The sequence below is a fragment of the Paenibacillus amylolyticus genome (genome assembly GCF_036894225.1).
Taxonomy (GTDB): Bacteria; Bacillota; Bacilli; order Paenibacillales; family Paenibacillaceae; genus Paenibacillus; species Paenibacillus amylolyticus.
Genome location: NZ_CP145892.1, coordinates 161619 through 184576, shown reverse-complemented (window position 1 = coordinate 184576; position 22958 = coordinate 161619). Strand labels below are relative to the sequence as shown.

The 22958-nt window shown below is 45.3% G+C and carries 18 protein-coding genes and 1 tRNA gene; 3 read left to right on the top strand and 16 right to left on the bottom strand.

Annotated features, from left to right (window positions below; genetic code table 11):
- Nucleotides 1–226: 226 nt before the first annotated feature.
- Both V6668_RS00910 and clpP read left to right on the top strand, forming a co-directional pair.
- Nucleotides 227–301, top strand: a tRNA-Arg gene (locus tag V6668_RS00910).
- 176 nt (nucleotides 302–477) lie between these two features.
- Nucleotides 478–1074, top strand: coding sequence for an ATP-dependent Clp endopeptidase proteolytic subunit ClpP (gene clpP, locus V6668_RS00905; protein WP_017691245.1), 597 nt, complete (start codon nucleotides 478–480; stop codon nucleotides 1072–1074).
- Between the two features lie 167 nt (nucleotides 1075–1241).
- Here the strand turns inward: clpP and V6668_RS00900 are convergent, their stop codons facing one another.
- The 10 genes from V6668_RS00900 to V6668_RS00855 all read right to left on the bottom strand — a co-directional run bounded on the left by V6668_RS00900 (nucleotide 1242) and on the right by V6668_RS00855 (nucleotide 12489).
- On the bottom strand, nucleotides 1242–2339 hold the full coding sequence (locus V6668_RS00900; protein WP_036616213.1) for a stalk domain-containing protein: 1098 nt from the start codon (nucleotides 2337–2339) through the stop codon (nucleotides 1242–1244).
- A 389-nt stretch (nucleotides 2340–2728) separates the two neighbouring features.
- On the bottom strand, nucleotides 2729–3481 hold the full coding sequence (locus V6668_RS00895; protein ID WP_051447418.1) for an SIMPL domain-containing protein: 753 nt from the start codon (nucleotides 3479–3481) through the stop codon (nucleotides 2729–2731).
- A 156-nt stretch (nucleotides 3482–3637) separates the two neighbouring features.
- Nucleotides 3638–3907 (bottom strand): HPr family phosphocarrier protein, encoded by a 270-nt coding sequence (locus tag V6668_RS00890; RefSeq protein WP_017691248.1) that lies wholly within the window; start codon nucleotides 3905–3907, stop codon nucleotides 3638–3640.
- 229 nt (nucleotides 3908–4136) lie between these two features.
- Nucleotides 4137–5075 carry a DNA-binding protein WhiA gene (gene whiA, locus V6668_RS00885; RefSeq protein ID WP_036616210.1) on the bottom strand — a complete coding sequence of 313 codons (939 nt, stop codon included), beginning with the start codon at nucleotides 5073–5075 and terminating at the stop codon, nucleotides 4137–4139.
- A 6-nt stretch (nucleotides 5076–5081) separates the two neighbouring features.
- Nucleotides 5082–6068 carry a gluconeogenesis factor YvcK family protein gene (locus V6668_RS00880; RefSeq protein WP_017691250.1) on the bottom strand — a complete coding sequence of 329 codons (987 nt, stop codon included), beginning with the start codon at nucleotides 6066–6068 and terminating at the stop codon, nucleotides 5082–5084.
- A 13-nt stretch (nucleotides 6069–6081) separates the two neighbouring features.
- Nucleotides 6082–6981, bottom strand: coding sequence for an RNase adapter RapZ (gene rapZ / locus V6668_RS00875; protein ID WP_017691251.1), 900 nt, complete (start codon nucleotides 6979–6981; stop codon nucleotides 6082–6084).
- Nucleotides 6982–7032: 51 nt separating this feature from the next.
- Nucleotides 7033–7983: an ROK family glucokinase gene (locus tag V6668_RS00870; RefSeq protein ID WP_017691252.1), complete on the bottom strand. Its 951-nt coding sequence runs from the start codon at nucleotides 7981–7983 to the stop codon at nucleotides 7033–7035.
- Between the two features lie 447 nt (nucleotides 7984–8430).
- Entirely contained in the window at nucleotides 8431–9462 is a 1032-nt protein-coding gene (locus V6668_RS00865) for an AI-2E family transporter (protein WP_036616412.1), read from the bottom strand.
- A gap of 162 nt (nucleotides 9463–9624) precedes the next feature.
- Entirely contained in the window at nucleotides 9625–10584 is a 960-nt protein-coding gene (gene trxB / locus V6668_RS00860; RefSeq protein WP_036674745.1) for a thioredoxin-disulfide reductase, read from the bottom strand.
- 171 nt (nucleotides 10585–10755) lie between these two features.
- Nucleotides 10756–12489 (bottom strand): tetratricopeptide repeat protein, encoded by a 1734-nt coding sequence (locus tag V6668_RS00855; RefSeq protein ID WP_036616205.1) that lies wholly within the window; start codon nucleotides 12487–12489, stop codon nucleotides 10756–10758.
- Between the two features lie 492 nt (nucleotides 12490–12981).
- Between V6668_RS00855 and V6668_RS00850 the strand changes: the two genes are divergently transcribed.
- The gene (locus V6668_RS00850) at nucleotides 12982–13389 is read left to right on the top strand and encodes a hypothetical protein (RefSeq protein WP_143781148.1); all 408 of its coding nucleotides are present in this window, start codon (nucleotides 12982–12984) and stop codon (nucleotides 13387–13389) included.
- A gap of 146 nt (nucleotides 13390–13535) precedes the next feature.
- Here V6668_RS00850 and V6668_RS00845 read toward each other — a convergent pair whose 3' ends face one another.
- The 6 genes from V6668_RS00845 to V6668_RS00820 all read right to left on the bottom strand — a co-directional run bounded on the left by V6668_RS00845 (nucleotide 13536) and on the right by V6668_RS00820 (nucleotide 22811).
- On the bottom strand, nucleotides 13536–15287 hold the full coding sequence (locus V6668_RS00845) for a hypothetical protein (RefSeq protein ID WP_036616200.1): 1752 nt from the start codon (nucleotides 15285–15287) through the stop codon (nucleotides 13536–13538).
- Nucleotides 15288–15542: 255 nt separating this feature from the next.
- Nucleotides 15543–16493 (bottom strand): sugar phosphate isomerase/epimerase family protein, encoded by a 951-nt coding sequence (locus tag V6668_RS00840; protein ID WP_036616197.1) that lies wholly within the window; start codon nucleotides 16491–16493, stop codon nucleotides 15543–15545.
- A 49-nt stretch (nucleotides 16494–16542) separates the two neighbouring features.
- Nucleotides 16543–17415, bottom strand: coding sequence for a carbohydrate ABC transporter permease (locus V6668_RS00835; RefSeq protein ID WP_036616194.1), 873 nt, complete (start codon nucleotides 17413–17415; stop codon nucleotides 16543–16545).
- A 70-nt stretch (nucleotides 17416–17485) separates the two neighbouring features.
- Complete coding sequence (locus tag V6668_RS00830) at nucleotides 17486–18385, bottom strand: ABC transporter permease (protein ID WP_036616191.1); 900 nt, start codon at nucleotides 18383–18385, stop codon at nucleotides 17486–17488.
- A 116-nt stretch (nucleotides 18386–18501) separates the two neighbouring features.
- A complete protein-coding gene (locus V6668_RS00825) occupies nucleotides 18502–20103 on the bottom strand; it encodes an extracellular solute-binding protein (protein ID WP_036674794.1) in 1602 nt (533 codons plus the stop codon).
- A 446-nt stretch (nucleotides 20104–20549) separates the two neighbouring features.
- On the bottom strand, nucleotides 20550–22811 hold the full coding sequence (locus V6668_RS00820; protein ID WP_036616187.1) for a helix-turn-helix domain-containing protein: 2262 nt from the start codon (nucleotides 22809–22811) through the stop codon (nucleotides 20550–20552).
- Between the last annotated feature and the right edge of the window lie 147 nt (nucleotides 22812–22958).

Genomic DNA, 22958 nt, shown 5'->3' with positions numbered 1-22958 from the left:
ACGCATACCATATATAGAAGAAACAAATGAATTCAATCTACATATCGCTCAGAATCACATTTCATACGGCATGTCCAAAACCTCTAATAGCATTTACTTAAATGCACTCTTTATCCACTCTTCTTCATCATGATCATTTTTAGCTCAATCCAAACCAACATACATAACGAACTGCTTGCAATTAAATATTCCATGAGCTATAATCATTATTGCTGTCACATAATGTGCGCCCGTGGTCCAATGGATATGACGTAGGCCTCCGAAGCCTGAGATCCAAGTTCGATTCTTGGCGGGCGCGCCATTTTTATTTAACAGCTCATAACCCATTTAACCAATGAAACCGGAAAGGTTTCTTTTTTTTGCAAGTTAGTTTGACTTTCTTTGACTTTTTGTTTGGAATTGTTTATTATGTGGGTAATACGGTAACAGTTTAAGTATAAACACCAATAACATTTACATTCCAAGGAGGTTTTTCACGTGAGTTTTATTCCAATGGTCGTTGAACAGAGCAACCGGGGTGAGCGCGCCTACGACATCTACTCCAGATTGCTGAAGGATCGTATTATTTTCCTTGGTAGCGATGTTAATGACGTAGTGGCTAATGCCATTATGGCACAGATGTTGTTCCTGGCTGCGGAAGATCCGGAGAAAGACATTCACTTATACATCAACAGCCCAGGCGGATCGATTACAGCCGGTATGGCCATTTACGATACAATGCAATTCATCAAACCGGATGTATCTACCATCTGTGTAGGTATGGCGGCTTCCATGGGTGCATTCTTGCTGAATGCCGGTGCAAAAGGTAAACGTTTTGCATTACCAAACAGTGAAATTATGATTCACCAACCACTTGGTGGTGCACAAGGTCAGGCTTCTGACATCGAAATCCGTGCTCGTCGCATCCTGAAAATGCGTGATACGTTGAACCGCATCATCTCTGAGCGTTCAGGTCAACCGCTGGAGCGGATTGAGAAAGATACAGATCGTGACTACTTCATGAGTGCTGCTGAAGCCGCCGATTACGGTATCATTGATAAAGTCATCGAAAACGTAGGATCACAAGGCATCTAAGTGTGACGTAGACCACGGTCTATGCGTTAACATAATCAACACCTAACGTAATCAGCAACATATAATTGTGTTGTCTATACGAGAAGAAGCCCTCATCATAATTATGATGGGGGCTTCTTTTTTCATTTTATAAGGAAGAAAACTTAAGAGTGCATAATAATGATTCTTTATTTGGTTCCATTTACATTATTGAAAGGTTCCGTGCCTTTAGGGAGAAGCTCTTTGTACGTAAATGGCATTTCAGGGAATCCCTCTGCGTACGCCGTATACTCATACAACTGGAAGAACACAACTACACCCGTTGGTGTCACATAGAAATCTTGATCTTTATTTAACCCTTTATAACCGTCGAGGTATCCACCGCGGGCTTTCAGTTGTTCACCCACTTTTTTACTCAACGTCTCGCGCATGGTTTTGTTATTTTGCAGCACATCATCTAACGTAAGCTCCTTACCTGTGTCCAGTGCAAAGGTGTGGCCCGTACGGTACGTCATACCATGAGCGCCAGCATAATCTTCGTATCGTTGTGTAATGAGTCCCAGCACGCCTTTTTCGTTGTACGTCACTACATAGGAGCTCTCAAATGCATATGGACGGTTGGCTGTTGCACCGCCGAATTCAGATGTCTGTTTCTTGAAGTCAGCTACATACGCATCCACTTCGTCTTTCAACACTTTGTTGATCGCCGCTTCAGCTTCTTTGCTGGCAAGTCCACTCACTTGCGGATATTGAACATCTACTTCAGCATTTTTTACAGTAACATTAACTGTTGCCGCTTTAATTTTAACGTTATTTTGTTTCACTTTGCTGAGTGTCAACGTTTTGGTTTTGCTATCCCAATTCCCCTGTACACCCAGATAATCTCTCATTGCCGAGAATGGGATATATAATCTGCCGTTGATCAGCTTTGCGTCCACTTGAGGATAATAGTTGTTAATTCGAACACTCGGCTCGCCATCCAATAGGCTGATCGTCATTGTGTTATTGGCTGCTGTCAAAGCGTACTCTTTGGTTTTCGCATCATATTTCAGCGTTCCACCTGCCACATCTTTAACTGCCGTAAGAGATACCCAAGTTGAACCACCTTGAAGAAGTCCTTTTTGAGTCAGTGTTTTTCCACCCGACTTCAGGGTCACCTCAGCTGTGGTTGTCACTTTCGAGGATACCGATGCCGCCTGAACCGAACTGTCCTGCCACACCGAACCGCTACCTACAATAATTCCTGCTGCGAGCAATGCACTTGTCCATTTTTTCCATGATGTCATATATAAAACTCCTCTCCGAATTCACAATTAGGGATCATTGCGTATGTAATCCTGACCTGATCGCATATCTCATACGCTCACCTCTCTATTATAATTAACCCGATTTCGGAAAGGTTTACAGCTCGAGTTACAATGTTGATGAATATCAGTAGGAAAATATATGGGGATATGACCTTTTTGTCACGAACAACTATACAAAAAAGATACCAATATACAACATTTCATGTTGCTTCGAATAAAGTTCCCTCCTATCTAACTTCATCAAAGTTTGCTTTTCCAACAAAAAAAGACTCTGTCCACAGGACAAAGTCTTTGTCATTATTTCGTTGTACCCTTCAAATGACACTTATAAAGGTTACTTGAGCTTACAATCCTTAGTTCACTCTTGTTTATTTCATTTCATACGTGATATTCAGGATTGTGCTTACTTTAACCTGGCCTGTTTCAATCTCAGTGCCACCTGCTGTATCTTGTGCTTTGGACATCAACGCCTCGCTTGCATAGAATACAGGCACATTGGCATCACCTTGGCTCACGGAAAGAACAGCACCCAGTTGACGTTTAACTGCTTTTGCAATGGCGCCCGCTTTCACATCTGCATTGGCAACAGCTTTTTCAATCACTTGGGACTCATAACTTTCCGGATTTTCTACAGTAAAGCGCACGTTTTCAATATTGTTGGCACCCGCACCCGAAGCAGCATCGAGCAACTCGCCAATCTTATCCATCTGACGATATGTGACTGTCAGCGTATGATGCGCTGTATATCCTTTAATTTGTTGTCCGTCTTTTTCGCTATACGTATAGTTGGGTTGTACAGAGAACTGACTCGTTTGAATGTCGTCTGCACTGATCTTCCACGTATTCTTCAGCAAGTTGGATACCTTTTGAACTTTGGCAGCATTCGCTTTTTGAGCAGATGCAGCTGTCTCTGCAGTACTGTTCACACCAATGGACAGATAAGCGATATCAGGCTTCACCTGAATCTCACCTTTACCCACAACATTAATCACATTCTGTTGTACACCCTGAACCTCTGCAGCGTAAGCATAGTTACCTGGTGCAACCCATGCTGTTCCTCCAATAAGCAACGTACTTGCCACCAGCACCGCACCAAACGGTTTCATCCATTGTTTACCCATCACGATAGCCTCCTTATGTGTTAACATCTCAAACTTTAAACGATTTGATACCTTAACAGACGGGACAAATTCCATAATGTTGCACTTGACGATAGCATAAACGTGAAAAACACAAAAAAGCCCCTTTCGGGACTTCTTCATTAGATTGATCATATCTTATTGGTTTTCGAGCTCTTCCTTGCTTACCAGACTAACTAAAGCGTTTACAGCCTGTTCGGCATCCGCGCCTTCTGCACTAATCTGGATTTCCGTACCTGTGCTAATTGCAAGGCTCATGATCCCCATGATACTTTTTGCATTAACTTTTTTGTCGTCCTTCTCGACGAACACTTCAGACGAGTACTTATTCGCTTCTTGAACGAACAGTGCCGCAGGTCTGGCATGGAGACCCGTTTTCAAACGGACAACTACCGGGTGCTTTGTCATGGAAACTTACCCCCTATTATGAAATCTGGACATTAAATACACAATTATATTTATACAACATTATACCATTAACCCGTGCAGGACACTAGAAGAAAAAACTCAGGGTGCTTTGGAGGACATTATCTTGCCCTAATTTCATCTTTTGCACAGCGCATCCAATGACCTAAGTGAGTCTCCCAGATCCTTAACGGCTGACTTTCCCGACCTTGTTACTTTACCCTACTCCGTCTTAACCATAACGTTCTGTGCGTACTTTCTCAGCCAGCTCATCAATTTTACGAAGCCGATGGTTCACTCCCGACTTGCTGACTGTACCTTTAAGGAGCTCGCCAACTTCCTTCAAGTTGATATCCGGATGAGCGAGTCGAACTTCCGCCACTTCGCGAAGCTTCTCAGGCAAAGATTCCAGACCAACTTCCTTTTGTAACAACCGGATATTATCGATTTGCCTCACCGCCGCTCCGATGGTCTTATTCAGGTTGGCGGTCTCACAATTGACAATCCGATTAACGGAGTTACGCATGTCGCGCATAATCCGTACGTCTTCAAACTTGAACAAGGCCTGATGAGCACCAATGATGCTGAGCAGCTCAATGATTTTCTCGCCTTCCTTAATGTATAGGATGAATCCTTTTTTCCGTTCTATACACCGGGCATTCAGATGAAATTCATTGGCCAGGTCAACCAGTGCCTGACAGTGCTCTTCATACATGGACGCAATCTCCAGATGGTACGAGGAACCTTCCGGATTATTAACCGATCCACCGGCCAGAAATGCACCGCGAAGATAGGCCCGTTTACAACAGTTTTGTTGAAACAATTCCGTACTGATCCCTGGGGTAAAGAGAAAGCCCTCAGATACAATATGAAGACTATTGAGAATCTCCTGTACCATGGTTGGAATACGAACAATATATACATTGTTCTTTTTCAGCCGCATTTTTTTGCGGACCAGTAATTCCGTATGCACTTGAAAATGCTTTTTAAGCAGAGAGTATGCCCGTCTTGCAATCGCGGCATTCTCCGTCGAAATATCCAAGATCACTTTTTTATTCGATAACTGCACTGCACCAAGCATACGGATGAGGGCTGAAAGTTCCGCCTTTTCGCAGCACGGTTCGCTCTCGATCATGGTTAATTCTTTTTTGGTCTGTGCTGCAAACGACATGGGACTTCACCTCTTCCGTAACATCCAATTTTGTACCAGTTGGTAGATGTGATGACTTAACTTGTCAGCATCATGACGCAGATAGGTTTTGAACAGAACAAGGGTATCTGCAACCACCTGATAACCGGCACTTTCGAGTACATTCATATCCAGTACAACCGGTTTTGCTCCTTTTTCCGCATACTTATTTTGCACTTGCAGCGGAATATCACCATTATTTACGATAACATAGTCGAAGAGCTGATGACCTATATGCTCGTGTACCGCCTTAAGGTGGTCACTTACCGTATAGTTATCTGTTTCTCCCGGCTGTGTCATCACATTACAGATAAACATCTTCACCGCATCAGCCTCTACCACAGCTTCTGCAAGCTTAGGTACGAGTAAATTGGGAAGGATGCTTGTATAGAGGCTGCCTGGCCCGATCAGAATAGCATCAGCTTGACGAATGGCCTCTACTGCCTCTGGCAACGGCTCCACGTGATCCGGTTCAAGGAAAACACGTTTGATGCGTCCACCCGCCTCAGGGATTTTGGACTCACCTGTAATAATTGTCCCATCTTCCATCTCGGCATGCAACACAACGGCCTGGCCTGCGGCTGGCAATACCTCACCTCGAACGGCAAACACGCGGCTAAGCTCCCGCACTGCGGTCACAAAGTCGCCCGAAATATCCGTCATTGCAGCCAAAATCAAATTTCCCAAGCTGTGGCCTGCAAGCCCCGCGCCTGTATTGAAACGGTACTTCAACATATCTGAAAGCAATGGTTCTACATCAGCCAGTGCCGTAAGCACGTTGCGAATGTCGCCCGGAGGCGGCATCTGTAGCTCATTGCGCAGGATGCCTGAACTTCCACCGTCATCTGCAACTGTGACGATGGCCGTGATATCCAGCGGCTTCTCTTTCAAACCGCGCAGCATCACGGATAATCCGGTTCCGCCGCCCATTACAACTATTCTCGGACGTTCTCTTCGTGGTCCGGCCTCTTTCATCCCTTCACCCTCTTCAATGACGGTCCCGGTCAGCGTCGCGATGGCTCACGGTAACAGCTTCTGTCTCGCTGCTTCCCAACATCTTGCCCAAATATTCCGATATTGCTACCGAACGATGCTTGCCTCCGGTACAGCCGATTCCAATAATAACCTGGCTTTTGCCTTCCTTCCGGTATTGCGGAATCAGGAAATGCAGCATATCCAGCAGCTTGGTCAGAAACGCCTGTGTCTCTGGCCACTTCATAACATATTCGTACACATCACTATTCTGTCCCGTATTCGGTCGCAAATGATCAATATAATGTGGATTCGGTAAAAAACGTACATCAAACACCAGATCAGCATCAATCGGAATCCCATACTTGAATCCAAACGATGTAATATTCACCGACAGCATTTGGCTCTCGAGATGAGAAAAACGGGATATGATACGTTCTTTCAGTTGAGCAGGCTTCATTGTACTTGTATTCAGTACCTGAGTCGCAGAGTTTTTGAGTTCCTCCAACATCTTGCGTTCCAGTCGGATGCCATCCAGCGGCATGCCCTCAGGAGCCAGAGGATGTCTGCGCCTGCTTTCTTTGTAACGCTGAACAAGTACAGAATCTGTAGCATCCAGGAATAAAATCTCGCAATGAATGGTAAAATGATCTTTAATATAGTTCAAAGACTCGGACAGAGCCGTAAAGAATTCACGCCCGCGCAGATCGATAACCAATGCAACCTTACCAATCTTGCCGTTTGACTGTTCAATTAGTTCCGCAAATTTTGGAATCAATACCGGCGGCAGATTATCCACACAGAAGAAACCCAGATCCTCCAGGCTTTGTACTGCAATGGTTTTACCTGCTCCGGACATGCCCGTAATGATAATGAGCGTGGCGCCTGTGCCTGGTGATCCTTCACCTTCAAGCATAAATGTCCCCTCCTTATCATATTGCTGTCTTCATATATTGTTACGAGGATACTAGGAACGCAAGAGAAGACCTGCTGCACCCACAATACCTGCATTATTACCAAGTGTAGCTTCCAGAATCTGAACCCCATCTTGCAACGGTTCTGGCGTCAGCTTAGCAAACACAGTACGGATTTCATCAAACAAGAAATTGCCCGCTTTGGATACGCCGCCACCGATGATGAACATCTCCGGGTTAATGACAGCTGCTACAGTAGCCATGGACTTGCCCAGGTAAAAGGCCGCACGATTCACAATGCGCTGTGCCACTTCATCGCCTGCCTTGGCAGCATCAAATACTTCTTTGGCTGCAATCTTGTCGACGAGTGCCAGTGACGTATGATCCCCGCGCTCTACGGCATCCTTTGCCATACGGATAATACCCGTTGCAGACGATACTGTTTCTACACATCCCATTTTACCACAACCGCATTTGATGGCTTCCAGATCAGGTACAACACTGATATGACCCAGTTCTCCCGCCATACCGGAGAAACCCTGATAAATGTTACCATTCAGGATCAAGCCTCCGCCAACACCCGTACCGAGTGTATAACATACGCAGTTGTCTACGCCTTTACCCGCACCTGCCCAGACTTCACCCAGTGCAGCCACGTTTGCATCGTTATCTATTTTGATTGGCTTGCCCAGACGTTCTTCCAGAATCGAACGAATGGCCACATTCCGAAATCCGATGTTAGGGGCATGAACGATAATTCCCTCGCGTACATTCGTGAAACCGGCCACTCCAGCACCTACACCCTCAAGCTGTTCCCAACTGTACGGTGATTCGGCTACGATATGTCGGACATACTTCTCGATGTTGGCGATGACCGTGTCTACGCCCTTATCCACTTCAGTCGGTCCTTCATACGTATGCATTAGCTGACCTTGTTCATCGCATATACCGACCTTGATTGCTGTTCCGCCGAGATCGACCCCAACGTAGATTTTCTCAGACATGCTGCAAGCCACCTTTATCTATCTAAAATAGTTTAAGTCCTACGTACCAACTATAATTGAAGGATACGCCTGGGTCAAGACGAGAAGACCTCTAGTACCTCCTGCTCCGCCGGGGTTGTGAACCACATCACGCACCGTTTTTGAATACGTATACATCCTCATTACCTTCATTTATAAACGCACGCTTTATTCCTTCCTCCCCATAACAGAGGAAGCCTCAACTCATGATATTGCATCTTCACTCGTTCCATTCATAAAAGATCAACATCGTCCCCTCATATAGGTGACTCATCTTATGCACCCCGCCACCTGTCATTTTTACGCAGAAAGCTATCTAATGACGGTATTGCCAACAAAAAAAGAGCCTTCCATCCACAGGAAGGCTCCCTTACTTTTATGAAAATCTAAAATTGTAGAAATTGGGCTGACTCAGTTGATTTTTCTACGTTATAACTTCGTTTCCACACGTACCGGCTCTTCCGTCTTCTCCATCTTGTTCACATCCAGAATATCGAGCAGGAAGACAAAGATCGGAATACCAATGATCAGTCCCCAGATCCCCAGAAAGTGTTGCGACAGAATTAGTACGATAAAGGTGTAGAACATTGGCAATTTGGTCTTGTGTGCCATCAGTTTTGGATTCAGGAAGTACGTCTCCAAAGCATGAATAACAATAATCATGATGATCACAATAATGCTTAATTTCAGTCCACCCATCTGATACCCAATCAGACAGAGCGGTACAAGTGAGATGATAACCCCCGCAACGGGAACCAGACTGAGCATGAACACCAGAATGGTCAGAGCGAACAGATACGGGAAACCCAGAATCCATAAGCCCAGTATCGTCAGTACCGTATTAAACACCGCAATAAGAAGCTGTGCCTCAATGACTTTACCAAAAGAAGATACGAACTTGTCTCCCAGATAAGCAACTTCATTGTAGAACCATCCAATTTTACTTGTTTTGAACTTGGACGTGAACTTGGATATCTCCTGCTTCTGCAACAAGAAGAACAGACTCAGAATGATGACGAGCAGAATAAACTCCAGCCATTTGCTCAAAGCGAAAATATATTTCAATGCATCATTGGTGTAATTTTTAATATCGAAGGATTGAAGATAACCCGCAATTTTGGACGCAAAATTATCACCGTCTGCACTATCCAGAAATTTCATAATCTCGTTTGTCAACTGGACGACCTGATCCACGATCCGTGGTGAATATCTGGAAATGCCAAGCACAATGACTGCAATCACAATCATATAGAGTAGGATGACTACAACTTTATAATTGATTGGAAACAACCGATTTAAACCACCTGTAATGAAATGCTGTAACCTGTTCATGACATACGTCACCAGGAACAACAGCAGAATCATGTGCAGCATACTCCCCATACTGAACAAAATTAAACAGAACAAGAGCAGGATTAAAAATCGTCTCACTGTCGCATTCTGTAACCAATCTTTTATCATTTCCCCCAAAATCTTCACCTCACAGCTAATATGCCCTATATGTATACGATCTCATGCCCACTGTAGTTTCAAAAAAAGAGAAGCCTTCCGGCTTCTCTCATTTCATGAGACTTCCCGTTGTCTCTTATTCCCAGCATATGCCTAACCTCACGCATGTAATGCTTATTTATCCAACGTTTCGCTCCAATCATGGACAATGCTTCCTTCAAGGAACTTCTCACAATCCATTGCCGCCATACATCCTGATCCTGCAGCCGTAATAGCTTGACGATACTTCGTATCTTGAACATCGCCACAGGCAAATACACCTGGAATATTGGTCTCCGTTGTTCCGGGTTTAACGACAACATAGCCATGTTCGTCCAGTGCAATCGCATTACCCAGGAATCCGGTATTCGGTGTGTGACCAATGGCAACGAATACGCCATCTGCTTCAAGCAACTCTTCCTGCCCCGTCTCGTTGTTGCGCACTTTCAGCCCTTTGACACCCAAAGCTTCTGGTACGACCTCGAGTGGAGTACGGTTCAGCGCCCACTTCACCTTTTCATTGCTGCGAGCCCGATCCTGCATAATCTTGGATGCACGTAATTCATCCCGGCGGTGAACCAATGTCACGTCTGTTGCAAAACGAGTCAGGAAACTCGCTTCCTCCATCGCGGAGTCTCCACCGCCCACGACCACGATTTTTTTGCCACGGAAGAAGAAACCGTCACATGTCGCGCATGTACTTACACCACGTCCCACATTTTCCTGCTCGCCCGGAATACCGAGATAACGAGCGGAAGCACCTGTGGAGATAATGATCGATTCAGCTTCCAGTTCACCGATTCCTCCAACTTTGACCTTGAAGGGCGGTTTGCTGAAATCAACCTCTTCCACCCAACCGTTTTTGAATTCCGCTCCAAAACGTTCAGCTTGCTTACGCATGTTGTCCATCAGTTCCGGACCCATGATACCTTGCGGGAAACCGGGGAAATTCTCAACTTCCGTTGTCGTCGTCAATTGACCACCCGGCTGAAGACCTTCGATAACCAGTGGTTTCAGATTAGCACGAGCCAGATATATCGCTGCTGTCAGACCCGCAGGTCCCGTTCCGATCACAATCGTTCTGTATTTAGACATATAGATACAGCCTCCTTAATTAAGGTGAGAATGTGTTGTACTAGCGATGAACTTGCCAAGATGATATCCTACAGGCGTTTACGAAGCCCATTCGTTAAGTTTACCCGTTTTCCCGGTTGTTGTATCCTTCACCTGATGATGTCTTTCTGAAAACGAGTTGAAGCGAACTTTCTATACTAGTGGTGGCTTGCTGTTACAAACCGAATGAATCTGTTTAGCATACTTGCTAACCGTTGATGCCGATATCCCATACCGCTCAGCAATGCTTTGATAGGTAACGGGCCGACTGTGATTCTTCGCTGCCAAATATTCAAGTCCTGCAGCCCAACCCTCAATCTGCTTCGTACCCGGAACTTCCGGATGTACCCGGGATACATAATCCGTCCAGAGCCGTTCCATCTCGTGCTGCAACTCAGCCTTTGCTTCAGACATCTGTAACGCACGATCAACAACAGCCTGCCAATGGGAAGTTGATCCAGTGTCCGATTGCTCTGATGTGGATGGAACCTTCCCAATAGACTTCAAGGCTATAGGAGAAAAGGGGCGAACCACCTGAGAATTCCGATCCTCATGTTCAGCCGATTTCAATCCGTTCAGTACAGTTTGTGCTGCCTCAAGCAGATCCTTTTCTTCTCCAGGCTCTTCAATAAAGGATTGCAGAGCCTGTTGCACCTCATAGTCACCGATCATCCCAAGCGCATGAATAACCTGTAGCTTGGTTGCCCGATCACCATGACGCAATGCCCAGAAGAAGGATGAGCGAATCAGTGGATCATTCTTCATTTCTTCAGGTATGCCACTACCGTAGTTCTCCCACTGTCTGAATTGCTCATCAAATGGCAGATGATAGTGATAGCTCAGCTTCTCTGGCTCTTGCTCGCCTTGTTTTACAGCCTCAAGACCTGACAGATAATACCGGGATACTTCGGAACCCGGATCAAGCTTGGACACATGATGCCATAAACGCTCAGCAGCATCATAACGTTCTGTATTATAAGCCGCCACTGCTGCATAGTGAGCAAGTGCCGGATCAGCAGCTGTCTCTTCGTCCTTGAGCAAACGCCGGAAGTGAACATAAGCCGTATCGTGTTGGCCCAGAATTCCCATCGTTGTCGCCAGTTTGTAGACTTGTTCGTGCTGGAATGGCACGATGACCCGCAATTTTTTGATCAAAAGCAGTACTTGATCAGCCCGGTTCTCATTTTGATGGAAAATGGCCAGATTACAGAGTGCATGCAGATTCCCTGGTTCCTGTTCAAGCACTTCGGCAATAGTCTCTTTTGCTTTGGGAAACAGACCCATATAATAGTAGGCGAGTGCCAGATTGTTACGGGCAGCCAAGTAATCAGGATAATCAGAAGACATGCCTTCGAGCAATTCAGCAGCCTGTGCAAATTTTCCTTCTTCCAGCAGTTCCCGTGCCTGATCGTGCTCCACTACACCTTTGCGTGATTTGATTCGATTCAGTTTAGTCGGACGATCCAGCTCATAATACAGAAGCTCCATCATCTCTTCGGCTTCCGTCATGAACTGACCTTGAGTGTCCTCCTCCAGATAGGTAACAAGTGCTTGCTCGGCTTCCTCAAACCGATCCATATTTGCATAATTGTTCGCCATATAAAAATAACATTCCGTCATCGATGGATCTACCACTTCCAGCACGTTAGCCAGAATGGCATTGGAGGCTTCGTAATCCCCCTTCTCCGATAATATACCCGCCATATTACAATGATTTACCGGATTTTCCGGTTCGTATTCAACAGCTTTGCGAAAATATTTTAATGCCTTGTCGACATGATTACGGTCCAGCGAGCGGACAGCTCTTTCAAAGAAGAAAGAAGCATCCAAGTGAATCGGTATAATATTGGCAAGGTGTCCCTCAGCCCGCACTAGCTTGCCCTTCATCTTCCAAGGCACCTCCTCTTTGCATTTCATTCATACTCTTCAGTATACCACATCTTAAGGCCCACTTCTCAATATGTAGTTTCATGTCGTTTATGAAAAAAATGCAAAAGAAGATGATATTCCATTTTGCGGAAACCTATCACCTTGGAGCGTTGTTTATTCAAAGGAAAACCATGTTTACCTAGAGACTCCTACACTCACTTACCATAGGCTCTCTTTGCAGTATTGCATTAGTCTATTCTTGTCGGTTACGCGGCATTTAACTGGATTCGGTCCGGTTATAATAATACGAGTGTAGTCTATGGTATTATTATCCTCATTGTCCTTTTTAGTGGTTTATCTCCATTAAAAATTAAACAACGTATATTAGCTCTGTCCGTCAGCCTCTTTTTCGCGTATGTAATAAAAAATAAAGACACATCATTATTATTTTAAGGGGATGTTATATTGAGGATCTCAAAGATAAAACCACTTATATTCATCTTAATATGCTTGTTTGCTTTGAATGGATGTTCAAAAGATATAGAAAACATAGAAAATAAGTTCACATTAGAGGATGTACTGAGCGCGCTCGAGTCTCAAGAACTGGATTTAGTGTCCTTTGGTATAACCGGGTATCCTTTGAAATTAGATGATGTTGTACCTGAGGTGTACTCCGTTGAAGTGCCCGTGGAAGAAGAACCATATAGCCCTGAATTTATACATTTTTATATTTTCAATTCAGAAAAGGGTCGCATCAACGGGACAAAAGAATTCAATAAACACATGGAAAGCGCCCAATTCACAACATTCCCTTTTCTATATGAGAAAGGAAATGTTCTTATCGTTTACTGGAGCAAAACCAAAGATGATCCTCTGTTCACTAAACCAATCGAAACTGCGTTAGAGCAACTTAAATGATCATAGTTCATACATTACTGGACTGAGCTGGACAGTGGGAATATCATTTTAGAACGTTAATTGCAGTCATTCGTCGTTCGTAAAAAAAGAAGACCGAGCATTTGGGCTCGGTCTTCTAACTATTATGGCTTAAATATCTAATAAATCTAGATTTTCGACGCCATCGAAGGAGAAAGTGAAATATGAAGGGTTTTATCAAACGGCGTCATGAAATTGACCAGCACAACCTTACACTTGTCCGGCAGTTTTGCCTCACGTACCGTTGCCGCCAGATGACCCAGTTCGCCCCCGGTGATCTCCAGCCAGTCTTCTCCGCAGGTATAGCGTAATGTACCGCCTTTCCACAAATAGTGACCCTCACTCGTTTCAATCGCGTCCTCACAGGTCAGCTCACCTTCGCTTCCGAATACAAAGGATAACTGCATCATAATGTCCTCCGGTTCCTGTCCAGATAGATGCATGTTCCATCCGTTTTCCGTTGGCTGTAATTCTGCTCCTACACGGAATGTCTGCTCATGAGTAAGCTGACGACTCTGATGAGGTAACAAATACCATGGACTTATATCTGATGCAGCCGATTCTGGCAGCAGGTTCGCAGGGATTGGGCCGTAATAACCTTTTTTCTGCTCACCAGTTAGTCGATAGCCTTCGGACAGCCTCGTCATTTGCTGCATAGGTACATACCCTGGATTAAAGTAAGAGGCCAGTTGCACAGCCAGCAGGCGCACCTTGCCATGACGAAGAGCGAAGAAAGAAGGAACTTCTGTCATCACAGTCACACTTGTAGCGCCATCCCGAATTCGGGCTACTGGAGCACCAAAATCCGTATGCATCCGACTGTGAGAGATCCGTCCGTGATGCCCTACTGAGTCCATCTGCTCCAGATATTCTCCCCGTACAAAATGTTCATTCAGCATGACCTCATACTGTTCCGGTAATGCATCACGTGTATCATTCGTCTGCTGAAGCTCCGGCTCAAGCATTAATCGAATGAGCGTATTCACCGAACATACTCCCGGATCTGTCAATGTATCTCCAGCCCAGGCTGCCATACCGGCTAAGAGTGGATCACCGTCCAGCCGAGCCAAAATGGCATAAGGCAGATAATAAGGTGACAGATCATGAACACTGCCCAGATCCTGTCGCCCTGAATAATCCGTAACAATTTCACCCGTTGGATGGACCAGATACACCATCATGCGGAGATTAAGCCTCACTGGTTCCAGCAATTCAGGACGATTGAGCAGGCGCGCAGCATGAATTAACATGATGTCGCTAACTGCGCTGTATATCCCATTGCTCCGTTCTGTCCACTCCCCATCGGGTGTAATATCCATGCCTTCATCCATCCACTGCTCTGCGCGCTGCACAGCTTCCTCCAGATCAAATATTTCATGCAGGAAACCAAGCGCCGCGCATAGCACCCAGCGATGATTGGGCGTATGACAACCTCCCGTAAGCATGGTTGGGATTGTCCGTTCCAGAAACAGCCTCATATTGTTCAATACAGGTTGAAGCGGCTCCCATTCTTGCTGCTGAAGAAGCTGATACAACTGTGAATACCCCACAACGACAAATGCAGTATCTGGAGGGGAATGGTAATTGGTCCAGCCAGGCGATATTGAACCGTCTTCATGCTGGAAGCGGAGTACAAATTCCGTAGCTAACAGCAGTCGATTTAACAACGATTCATCCCGGTAATAGATAGAGTCCGGATTGGAGAGCGCAGCTCCCCAGTAACACATATCCGTGGGCGTTCCAGTCGTATGGTTGACCCAGGCAACACCTGTGAAGGGATCAATTGTCCCTCCATAGTAACGGCTTTCCGGGTCAAGCATCTGCCGGGATATGCCTCTTTCTACCGCTCTGTCATTACTGTCCACCAGTTGTTTGTACATGTGCAGTCCCCTCCATACCAATGCATTCTCCCGATGTGCGGAGTATGTTGCTTCAGTGCCTTCAATTCAGACCGGAAGCCTACTCATACCGCCCGTAGGTGAGTTCATTTTTCTCGTCAGTATATATCATATTTCTACAAAAGTCGCCAGAAAATCTGTGCTTGTTTTACTAAATACTCATGTGTCTCCGTCACTGAGGAAACAGTCGTTGAACACAGGCTGTGAACATGCAAACTGTTCCCCACTTCACCGCGCCTACTCTGTCACTCCAAGCTTCTTCATTAGCAAGTCATGACTCTCATGAATCTCTTCTGCCTTACAGGCAGACTTCAACTCATACACCTTCACCTGTGCGCGACGAATCATCGGCAGATAGGCATCATAGAAGTTCATATCCTTACTGTGTACATACGGGCACCAGTGATCCGAGAGACCAAGTGTCTCATGGATATGGACCCCTACGATATCATCCATCAGGCCTTGCATTTCTCCCACACTGTCATAAAGGCCCATTCGGTCCATCATGATGGCATGACCGGTATCGTACCAGATACCAACCGGAGCCCCTTTGAGAGCTGTGATGATGGTCTTGGCTTCGGAAAGGGTAGGAATCTGTTGTGGTCGGGATCTCGTCTCGATACCAAAACGAACATCCAGACCTTTAGCTGCCGCCCGATTGCATACCTCATCGAGACTGGCGATAATTTTCTCTACATACCCTGAACTGAGAGCTTCCCGCCGCTCCATCAATTCAGCCCATTTGCTGTGATACTTCGGTGAATCCGGACCTTCCTCGTTATAGATCTTTCCAAGGTCTTTGCTGATATCCTCAGGAAAAGGTACCTCTCCCGGGTGTACAACAACAGCTTCTCCCCCATAACGTTGGGCATATTCAGCCGACTCTACCAGCAGTTCGATCGCCCGCTTGCGTTTCACTTCATCTTCGAAGCCGAGCAAGATGGAATCCGTACCGTAGTCTGGATCAGGGTCATGTGGAAAGGTGTTGTGGACACTAGAAATTCCGATCTCTCCACGCTCAATCATGGGCTCAATCGTCGTGAGCATCTCCTTCGTCACATTATAATTGAGCTCCACCCGACGAAAGCCGAGATCCGCAATCTCCCGAATCATATCTTCCCCTATGGGATGTTTCCTGATGTTCCAACATGTTGAGAATGAGTATTCGCCCTTGTCTATGTGCTGCATCTGTTTTCCTTCTCCTCCCTCTGGCTAAACTTTTTACATCAGCCTTAACTCAACCTTTTACCGCGCCAAGCATCGCACCACTGACAAAATACTTTTGCAGCCACGGATAAACGAGTAGAATCGGAACGGTTGCGAAAATAACGGTTGCGGCCTTGAGACTCTCGGGAGTCAATGGCGTACGGTTAGCACCCTCCATCTGGGTAAGCTCGCTGACCATATTGTTCTGTACCATTTGGAATAACTTCAGTTGAAGCGGGTACAGCTTCGGATCATTAATATACATCAGGGAATCCTGGAATCCATTCCAGCGTCCAACCGCATAGAATAGCGCTAGTGTAGCCAGTACTGGCATGGATAGTGGCAATATAATTTTGAAGAGCGTGTGTACATGGGAACTGCCGTCAATCTCAGCGGATTCTTCCAGACTTTCAGGAATACCTCTGAAGAAGGAAATCAGGATAATCAGGTTAAACGGACTGACCAGTCCTGGCAGAATCAGTGCCCACACGGAATTAAGCAAGTTCAAGTCACGAATGAGCAAGTACTCGGGAATGATCCCGCCACTGAAGAACATCGTAATGATGATGACATACATGAAGAGCTTGCGCCCTTTCAATTTTTTCTTAGTTAACGGGTATGCAGCTGCCAGTGTGAACACCATGCACAGCACAGTAGTAGCAATTGTCAGAACTGTCGTGTAACCCAGTGAATAGATCATCGACTGATCAGAGAACACCTGGATATACGCATCCCAATTGAATTCTTTCGGGAATATGGTCACTTCGCCTGACGTAATCGCACGGTTAGAACTGAATGAGATCGCGATCGTGTGCAGAAATGGAGCCAGGCAGAATATAACAAACAAGGTGATAAAGGAGATATTAACGATATCAAAAATCCGGTTTGAGGTGCGTTCACTCATATGCGCACAGCTCCTTTACTGATGGTCTATACAAACAAGCCGATTGGCGTCTCTTCCGTTCATCCACAACCTACAAAATACCTTCACCGGTTGCTTTCTTCGAAATATAGTTAGATCCTAGCACGAATATGAGTCCCACCACTGCCTGGAACAGTCCGACGACAGTTGCCAGCGTGTATTGTCCTGATTCAAGACCAACTCTGTATACAAAGGTACTGAGTACATCGGAATATTCACGCACGGCCGTATTACCAATGATATAAGGCCGATCAAAACCGATGCTGACCATATGTCCAAGATTGAGAATAAGCAAGGTCACGATGGTTGGTTTAATACTTGGCAATGTAATATGCCAGATTCTCTTCAGCCGCGATGCTCCATCGATCTCAGCTGCTTCAAACAATTCCTTGTTGACGCCGGTTAATGCGGCCAGATATAGAATGGTTCCCCATCCTGCACTTTGCCAGACACCTGTGAAGAGATACGTCACAAGCCATGGATTTTTTTCTGTCAAAAATGGTATTGAATTTAAGCCCATGCTTTCCAGTACACCGTTAACCATACCGGATTGATTACCGAACAATTGGTACACAATTCCCCCGATGATTACCCATGAGATAAAGTGAGGAATGTACAATATCGTTTGTGAGATTTTTTTGAACCATTTGAATCGAACTTCATAAAGCATGATCGCCAGAATAATAGGAGCTGGAAATGAAACGACCAGATCAAGAAAATTCAGCATAAAGGTGTTGCGCAATGTCGTGTAGAAGTCCCGCATTCCAAATACTTCGCGAAAAGCATCAAAACCGATCCACTCACTGCCGCTGATTCCCTGAAACAGGTTAAAGTCCTTAAAGGCGATCTGTACACCGTACATCGGTCCATAACGAAAGATTAAAAAGTAGATAATGGGCAGTGAAATCAGAGCGTATAATTGCCAATACCTCTTCAAGTATGTGGTGGTCAAGTCGGTTTCCTCCTATCAACAAGGAAACGGCTGTGCCGCCAGTCCGGCGGCACACGTTCCTTTCTAGTTAAGCAGTAGTATGGGTATCTGTCTTGGAGATTGAAATGTGGAGCTACTTAATTTGCAGGAAGTGCCTGAACTGCTTCTTCAAGTTCTTTTTTCAGTTCAGTACCACCCAGAGACATGAAATCAGCCATTTCTTTTTCATATACCGCATCGAATTCTGCTGGCTTAGCCATCGCTGTTTTTACGATAATGACATTTAATTTGTCTTTGAGAGCTGTGCTGTACTTCATCTCTGCTTCAATCGGTTTGTCGAAAATGATTGGTCCTACCGTATCGGTGTTAGCAATATCAATGGATTGTTTCAGCATCTCCTGATTATTTTGCGGGAAGCCCATAATCCATGCCTTTTCATTCGTCGCTTGATCACCAATGTTTTTACCGTTCGAGATAATGGCTGTATCCCCTGCGTTAAACAGACGATCCTGCGCTTCCTGGGATGCATCCTCTTTCACTACTGGAATGCCGTCTACCAAATCATAGTTCTCGCCTTCCACACCACTGTAGATATCAATCAGATTGTTGTCAGATGCCATCCAGTCGAGATATTTGATCGCTTCGACAGAACGTTTGCTGCTCTTCGGAATCATAATGTACATACCATTTGTTCCGTAGCGTGACTTGATGTGTTTGTTGTCTGCATTTGGATTGGTGTACACATCAACCGGCAACACTTCACTGCCACTCACATTTTTATGCAAATTATCCAGTGTGCCATCTCCGTAGAACATGGCATCCACATCTTCAGACCAGTAACCTACGTTACCGTTTTGAATGTCTTTCCCTAACTGCGTTTTGTCTTCATCCAAACTGAAGTCTTTGCTGATCAGACCTTCGTTGTACAGTTTGTTCAGGAACTGCATCGATTCTTTGAATCCTTCATGCAGTGGCAATTCATACCGTTGACCATAGGTCAGGTCGCCACTAACTGGCTTGATGAATGAGTAGATGAGCGTTTCGAATTGAGCTGGTGCAAGAGCCATACCCATTGGGATGTTTTTGCTTCCGAGACCACCAGGATCTTTATCCTTGAACGCTTTCAAAGTTGTATATAATTCATCCGTGGTCTTCGGCGCTGGCAATCCCAGCTTATCGAGCCAATCCTGACGGATGTAAGAACTGTATCGGCCTGTGATAGCACGTTTACCCGGAACAGCAAACTGTTGTCCTTCCACTTGCCCAAACTTCAAAGTATCTTCACCCAGGAACTTCTTCAGGTTCGGACCGTGCTGATCAATCAACTCTCCAACATCAGTCAAACCACCCTGCTGGGCATACCGATAAAACACGCTTGAGTCATAAACAAAGACAATATCAGGGACATCCGTATTGCTAGCCATCAGGACGTTCAGCTTGGTAACTTCCTCAGAACGCTGAACGGGTACAAACTGTACGTCAATATTGTTGGGATCACCGAACTTCTCCTGAATCATTTTAGATAGATAGTTGTTCGTAATTGTGTACGGTGAAGGACTGTTACCACGGTCAAAAATCTCCACCTTTAAGGTAACGCGCTCGCCATTGCCTGATGTTCCGCCTTCAGCTGATTCTTCTGATGCTGATGAGCATCCCGCAAGTAAAGAAACGCCCATTACCATCGTAAGCGCCAAACCCATCCATTTCTTTAGACTCCCTTTGGTTGCTTTGCTTCTCATTTTGTCATCCCCTTTGGCTTTGCGTGAATGTTTAAAGCTTGCCCAGAGTATTTCACATTTTTCCGTCATCCTGCAATAAACCTCTTTCGGAAGCGCTTACAAACGGATTATGGTTTATATGTTAAGCCTATTTTCGCAGACTGATTCTTTTCCCAAAGCTGCGCTGCTCTAGGCTTTGACGGCACTCTTCGCCTCAAGGATCAGAACTGCCTGTCCCAAGTCGGATAAACCATTTTCACACACTGCCTATATTCGTAAACGGGAAAAAAACAGGAATATTAGCTTGTTATCCTGCGAAAACAGTTGCATCCGATTTAGTATAAGAGTATTGTTCAACGAAAACAGGGCGAACCTCTGCAAGCCTCTCTCCTAAGTGGAAAGTGACTACATGAAATTCACCCTGTGTTATCCTGATGTACAGATCTCAGAATAGGATCACTTTTGCTTTACTCTTCGGGTTCTCGATGTTCACGTTTCAAACGACGATAATCTCCTGGTGTAATACCCGTTACCCGCTTAAATACACGTCCCAACGTAATTCCATTTGCATACCCCACCTTCAGGGCAATATCCTGCAAAGAGTAATCGGTATTGAGCAGAAGCTGCTCCGTCTCCTTCATGCGAAGCTCTGTAACAAAATCAACAAACTTCATGTTGAATTCTGTCTTGAACAAATAACTCGCATGTTTGCCCGTAATCTGGAATCGATCGCTCAGATGTTTCAATGAAAGATCAGGATTCGCAAACTGTTCTTCGATATAATTTTTCATTTCGTTGACCATGGCTTTGTAGCTCTTGGTTTCCGTTACCGCTACATACGTTCTGAACAAGTCCGTCAGACCATCAAACAAAAGACTTTTCACATCCGCAAGCGTCTCTGCCTCTTCTACAGCACTCAACCATCTGTTGATGTTTTCTTCGGACAGCTCTTCCTGGAGTCCTTCCGACATCATGGCCACCTCTCGGCTGAGCATCTGTAACATGGCCTGAATCAGAGAACGAATCTCATCATCCGGCAGTTTGTTCTGTTCAAACGCTGTAAAGATCTCCTCCAACTGTTCCCGCCACTGTCCACTCGACATCCGGAACCGCTTAACAAAGTCCGCAATCATCTGCAGATAGGTATAGGTATCCAGCAAAGGATGCTGCGTTTCACCGCAGTCGGCTTGGCCGACATCTCCAGTCATCAACAGTTTACGTTGCATTACCGCTTCTGCGGCCGCATAGGAATCTCGTATTGTACCGATTCCCTGAGCGATAGGTCCAATGCCAAAGCTTAAGGAAATGCGTAGATTTTGTTCTACCCAAGATTTGCATTCCTCAGCTACAACACGAATCTGCCCAGACATATCCAAGTTGTTATCATTCTGTTCTTTGAACACAAAAAGGATTGCAATTCGATCCACACTAATCCATTCCGTCCAGCATTGGACTCCCGTATTACGTGACAGCTCTTGCAAAACGTTCATCAAGGCAAATTTCAGCGTATTTTGTTCACCTCTCGTGTACCTCTCCTGAAATCCCTTCTCATAACGGTTAATCTCTCCAACAACAACGACAAAACGCGACGAGTCATGCACGTCATTCAATGGAGAAAGCTCTTTTAATTGCTCTGCTGCATTTTCCATGTGTTCACCATGCAACAGGGCATTGAACAACTTGCTGCGCTGCATAAGTACATTTTCCCTGCTTTTCTTGTCATAATCCATCATATGATTAATCAGATTCTCAAGCACACCGTCAATCATCTTCATCTCATCCGTGCGAGCACCTGAGTGTTCGAACGCCCGAATCTGATGAGACTCAATCCGGTTCATGATGATCTGAATGGGTTTATAGTTACGGCGAGTAATATACACGATATATACAATCGCACAGATGACAGTCACAATAGCAATGATCACCCATACATAAGATATGACCGATACCCAGCCAAACAAGTTGCCAGCCTTAATTCCACTGGATATTGTCCAGCCCAGTCTTTCTAGCGCTAGCCTATTCAGTTCCTGACCGTCTATCGAGCCCTCTTGGTCCGAATGTGCGTTATACACAACCTTACCGTCCCGATCCGTAATCGTCAGGAATGAGAGCTGACCATTAACCATACTATCTACACTCTGTTCAATGCTGCTCATCTTGATATTAATGACCAATGTGCCCTGAGAGCCAAAAGGCAAAGGCATGTCCTTGTTCACGGTTAATACGCGAATAGGGGTACGTTGAACAGAGTCCGCATCGAATTCCCGGACCGGCTGCCAGCCTGAACCGATCGACCCGGTACCCATCTGATCAATCCATGCCTTATCCGAGAAACCTTCCACTTCTCTGGAACCACTTACGGTCAGAACATGTTTATTTCGCTTGTCATATAGATAGATGGACTGAATCCATGAGGACGAATTGGATAGCTCACGTAAATTCTGCGCAATTGCATACACCGTGTCCGAGCTGGTCAGGTTTGTGTTATTAAAATAGAGTTTGTATGCCTGCTGACTCTGTACCGTTTCCAGGATGGATAGTTCAATATCCCTGATTGTGCGATCCACCGTGTCTATCATATAACTGGAGGAAATCCGGTCTGCTTTTTTTGTTTCCTCTTTAGAGATGTCATTGATGAAAACAAACGCGATGAAAATGAGTATGGTCACCGTAAGAAAAAAAATTGGGAAGTACGAGAACAATAACCGATAGTACCAATTACGAGACAATAGACCCCACTCCTCACTCCACGATGCCAATGTTCTCAGCCGTGGTTCTACTGTTCAGCATCCATCTCACCTTAGGGGCTGAATACTATATGATAACGCTATCATAACTGATTTTATGTTATTATAGCACAAGCCTCTGAGCAGCAA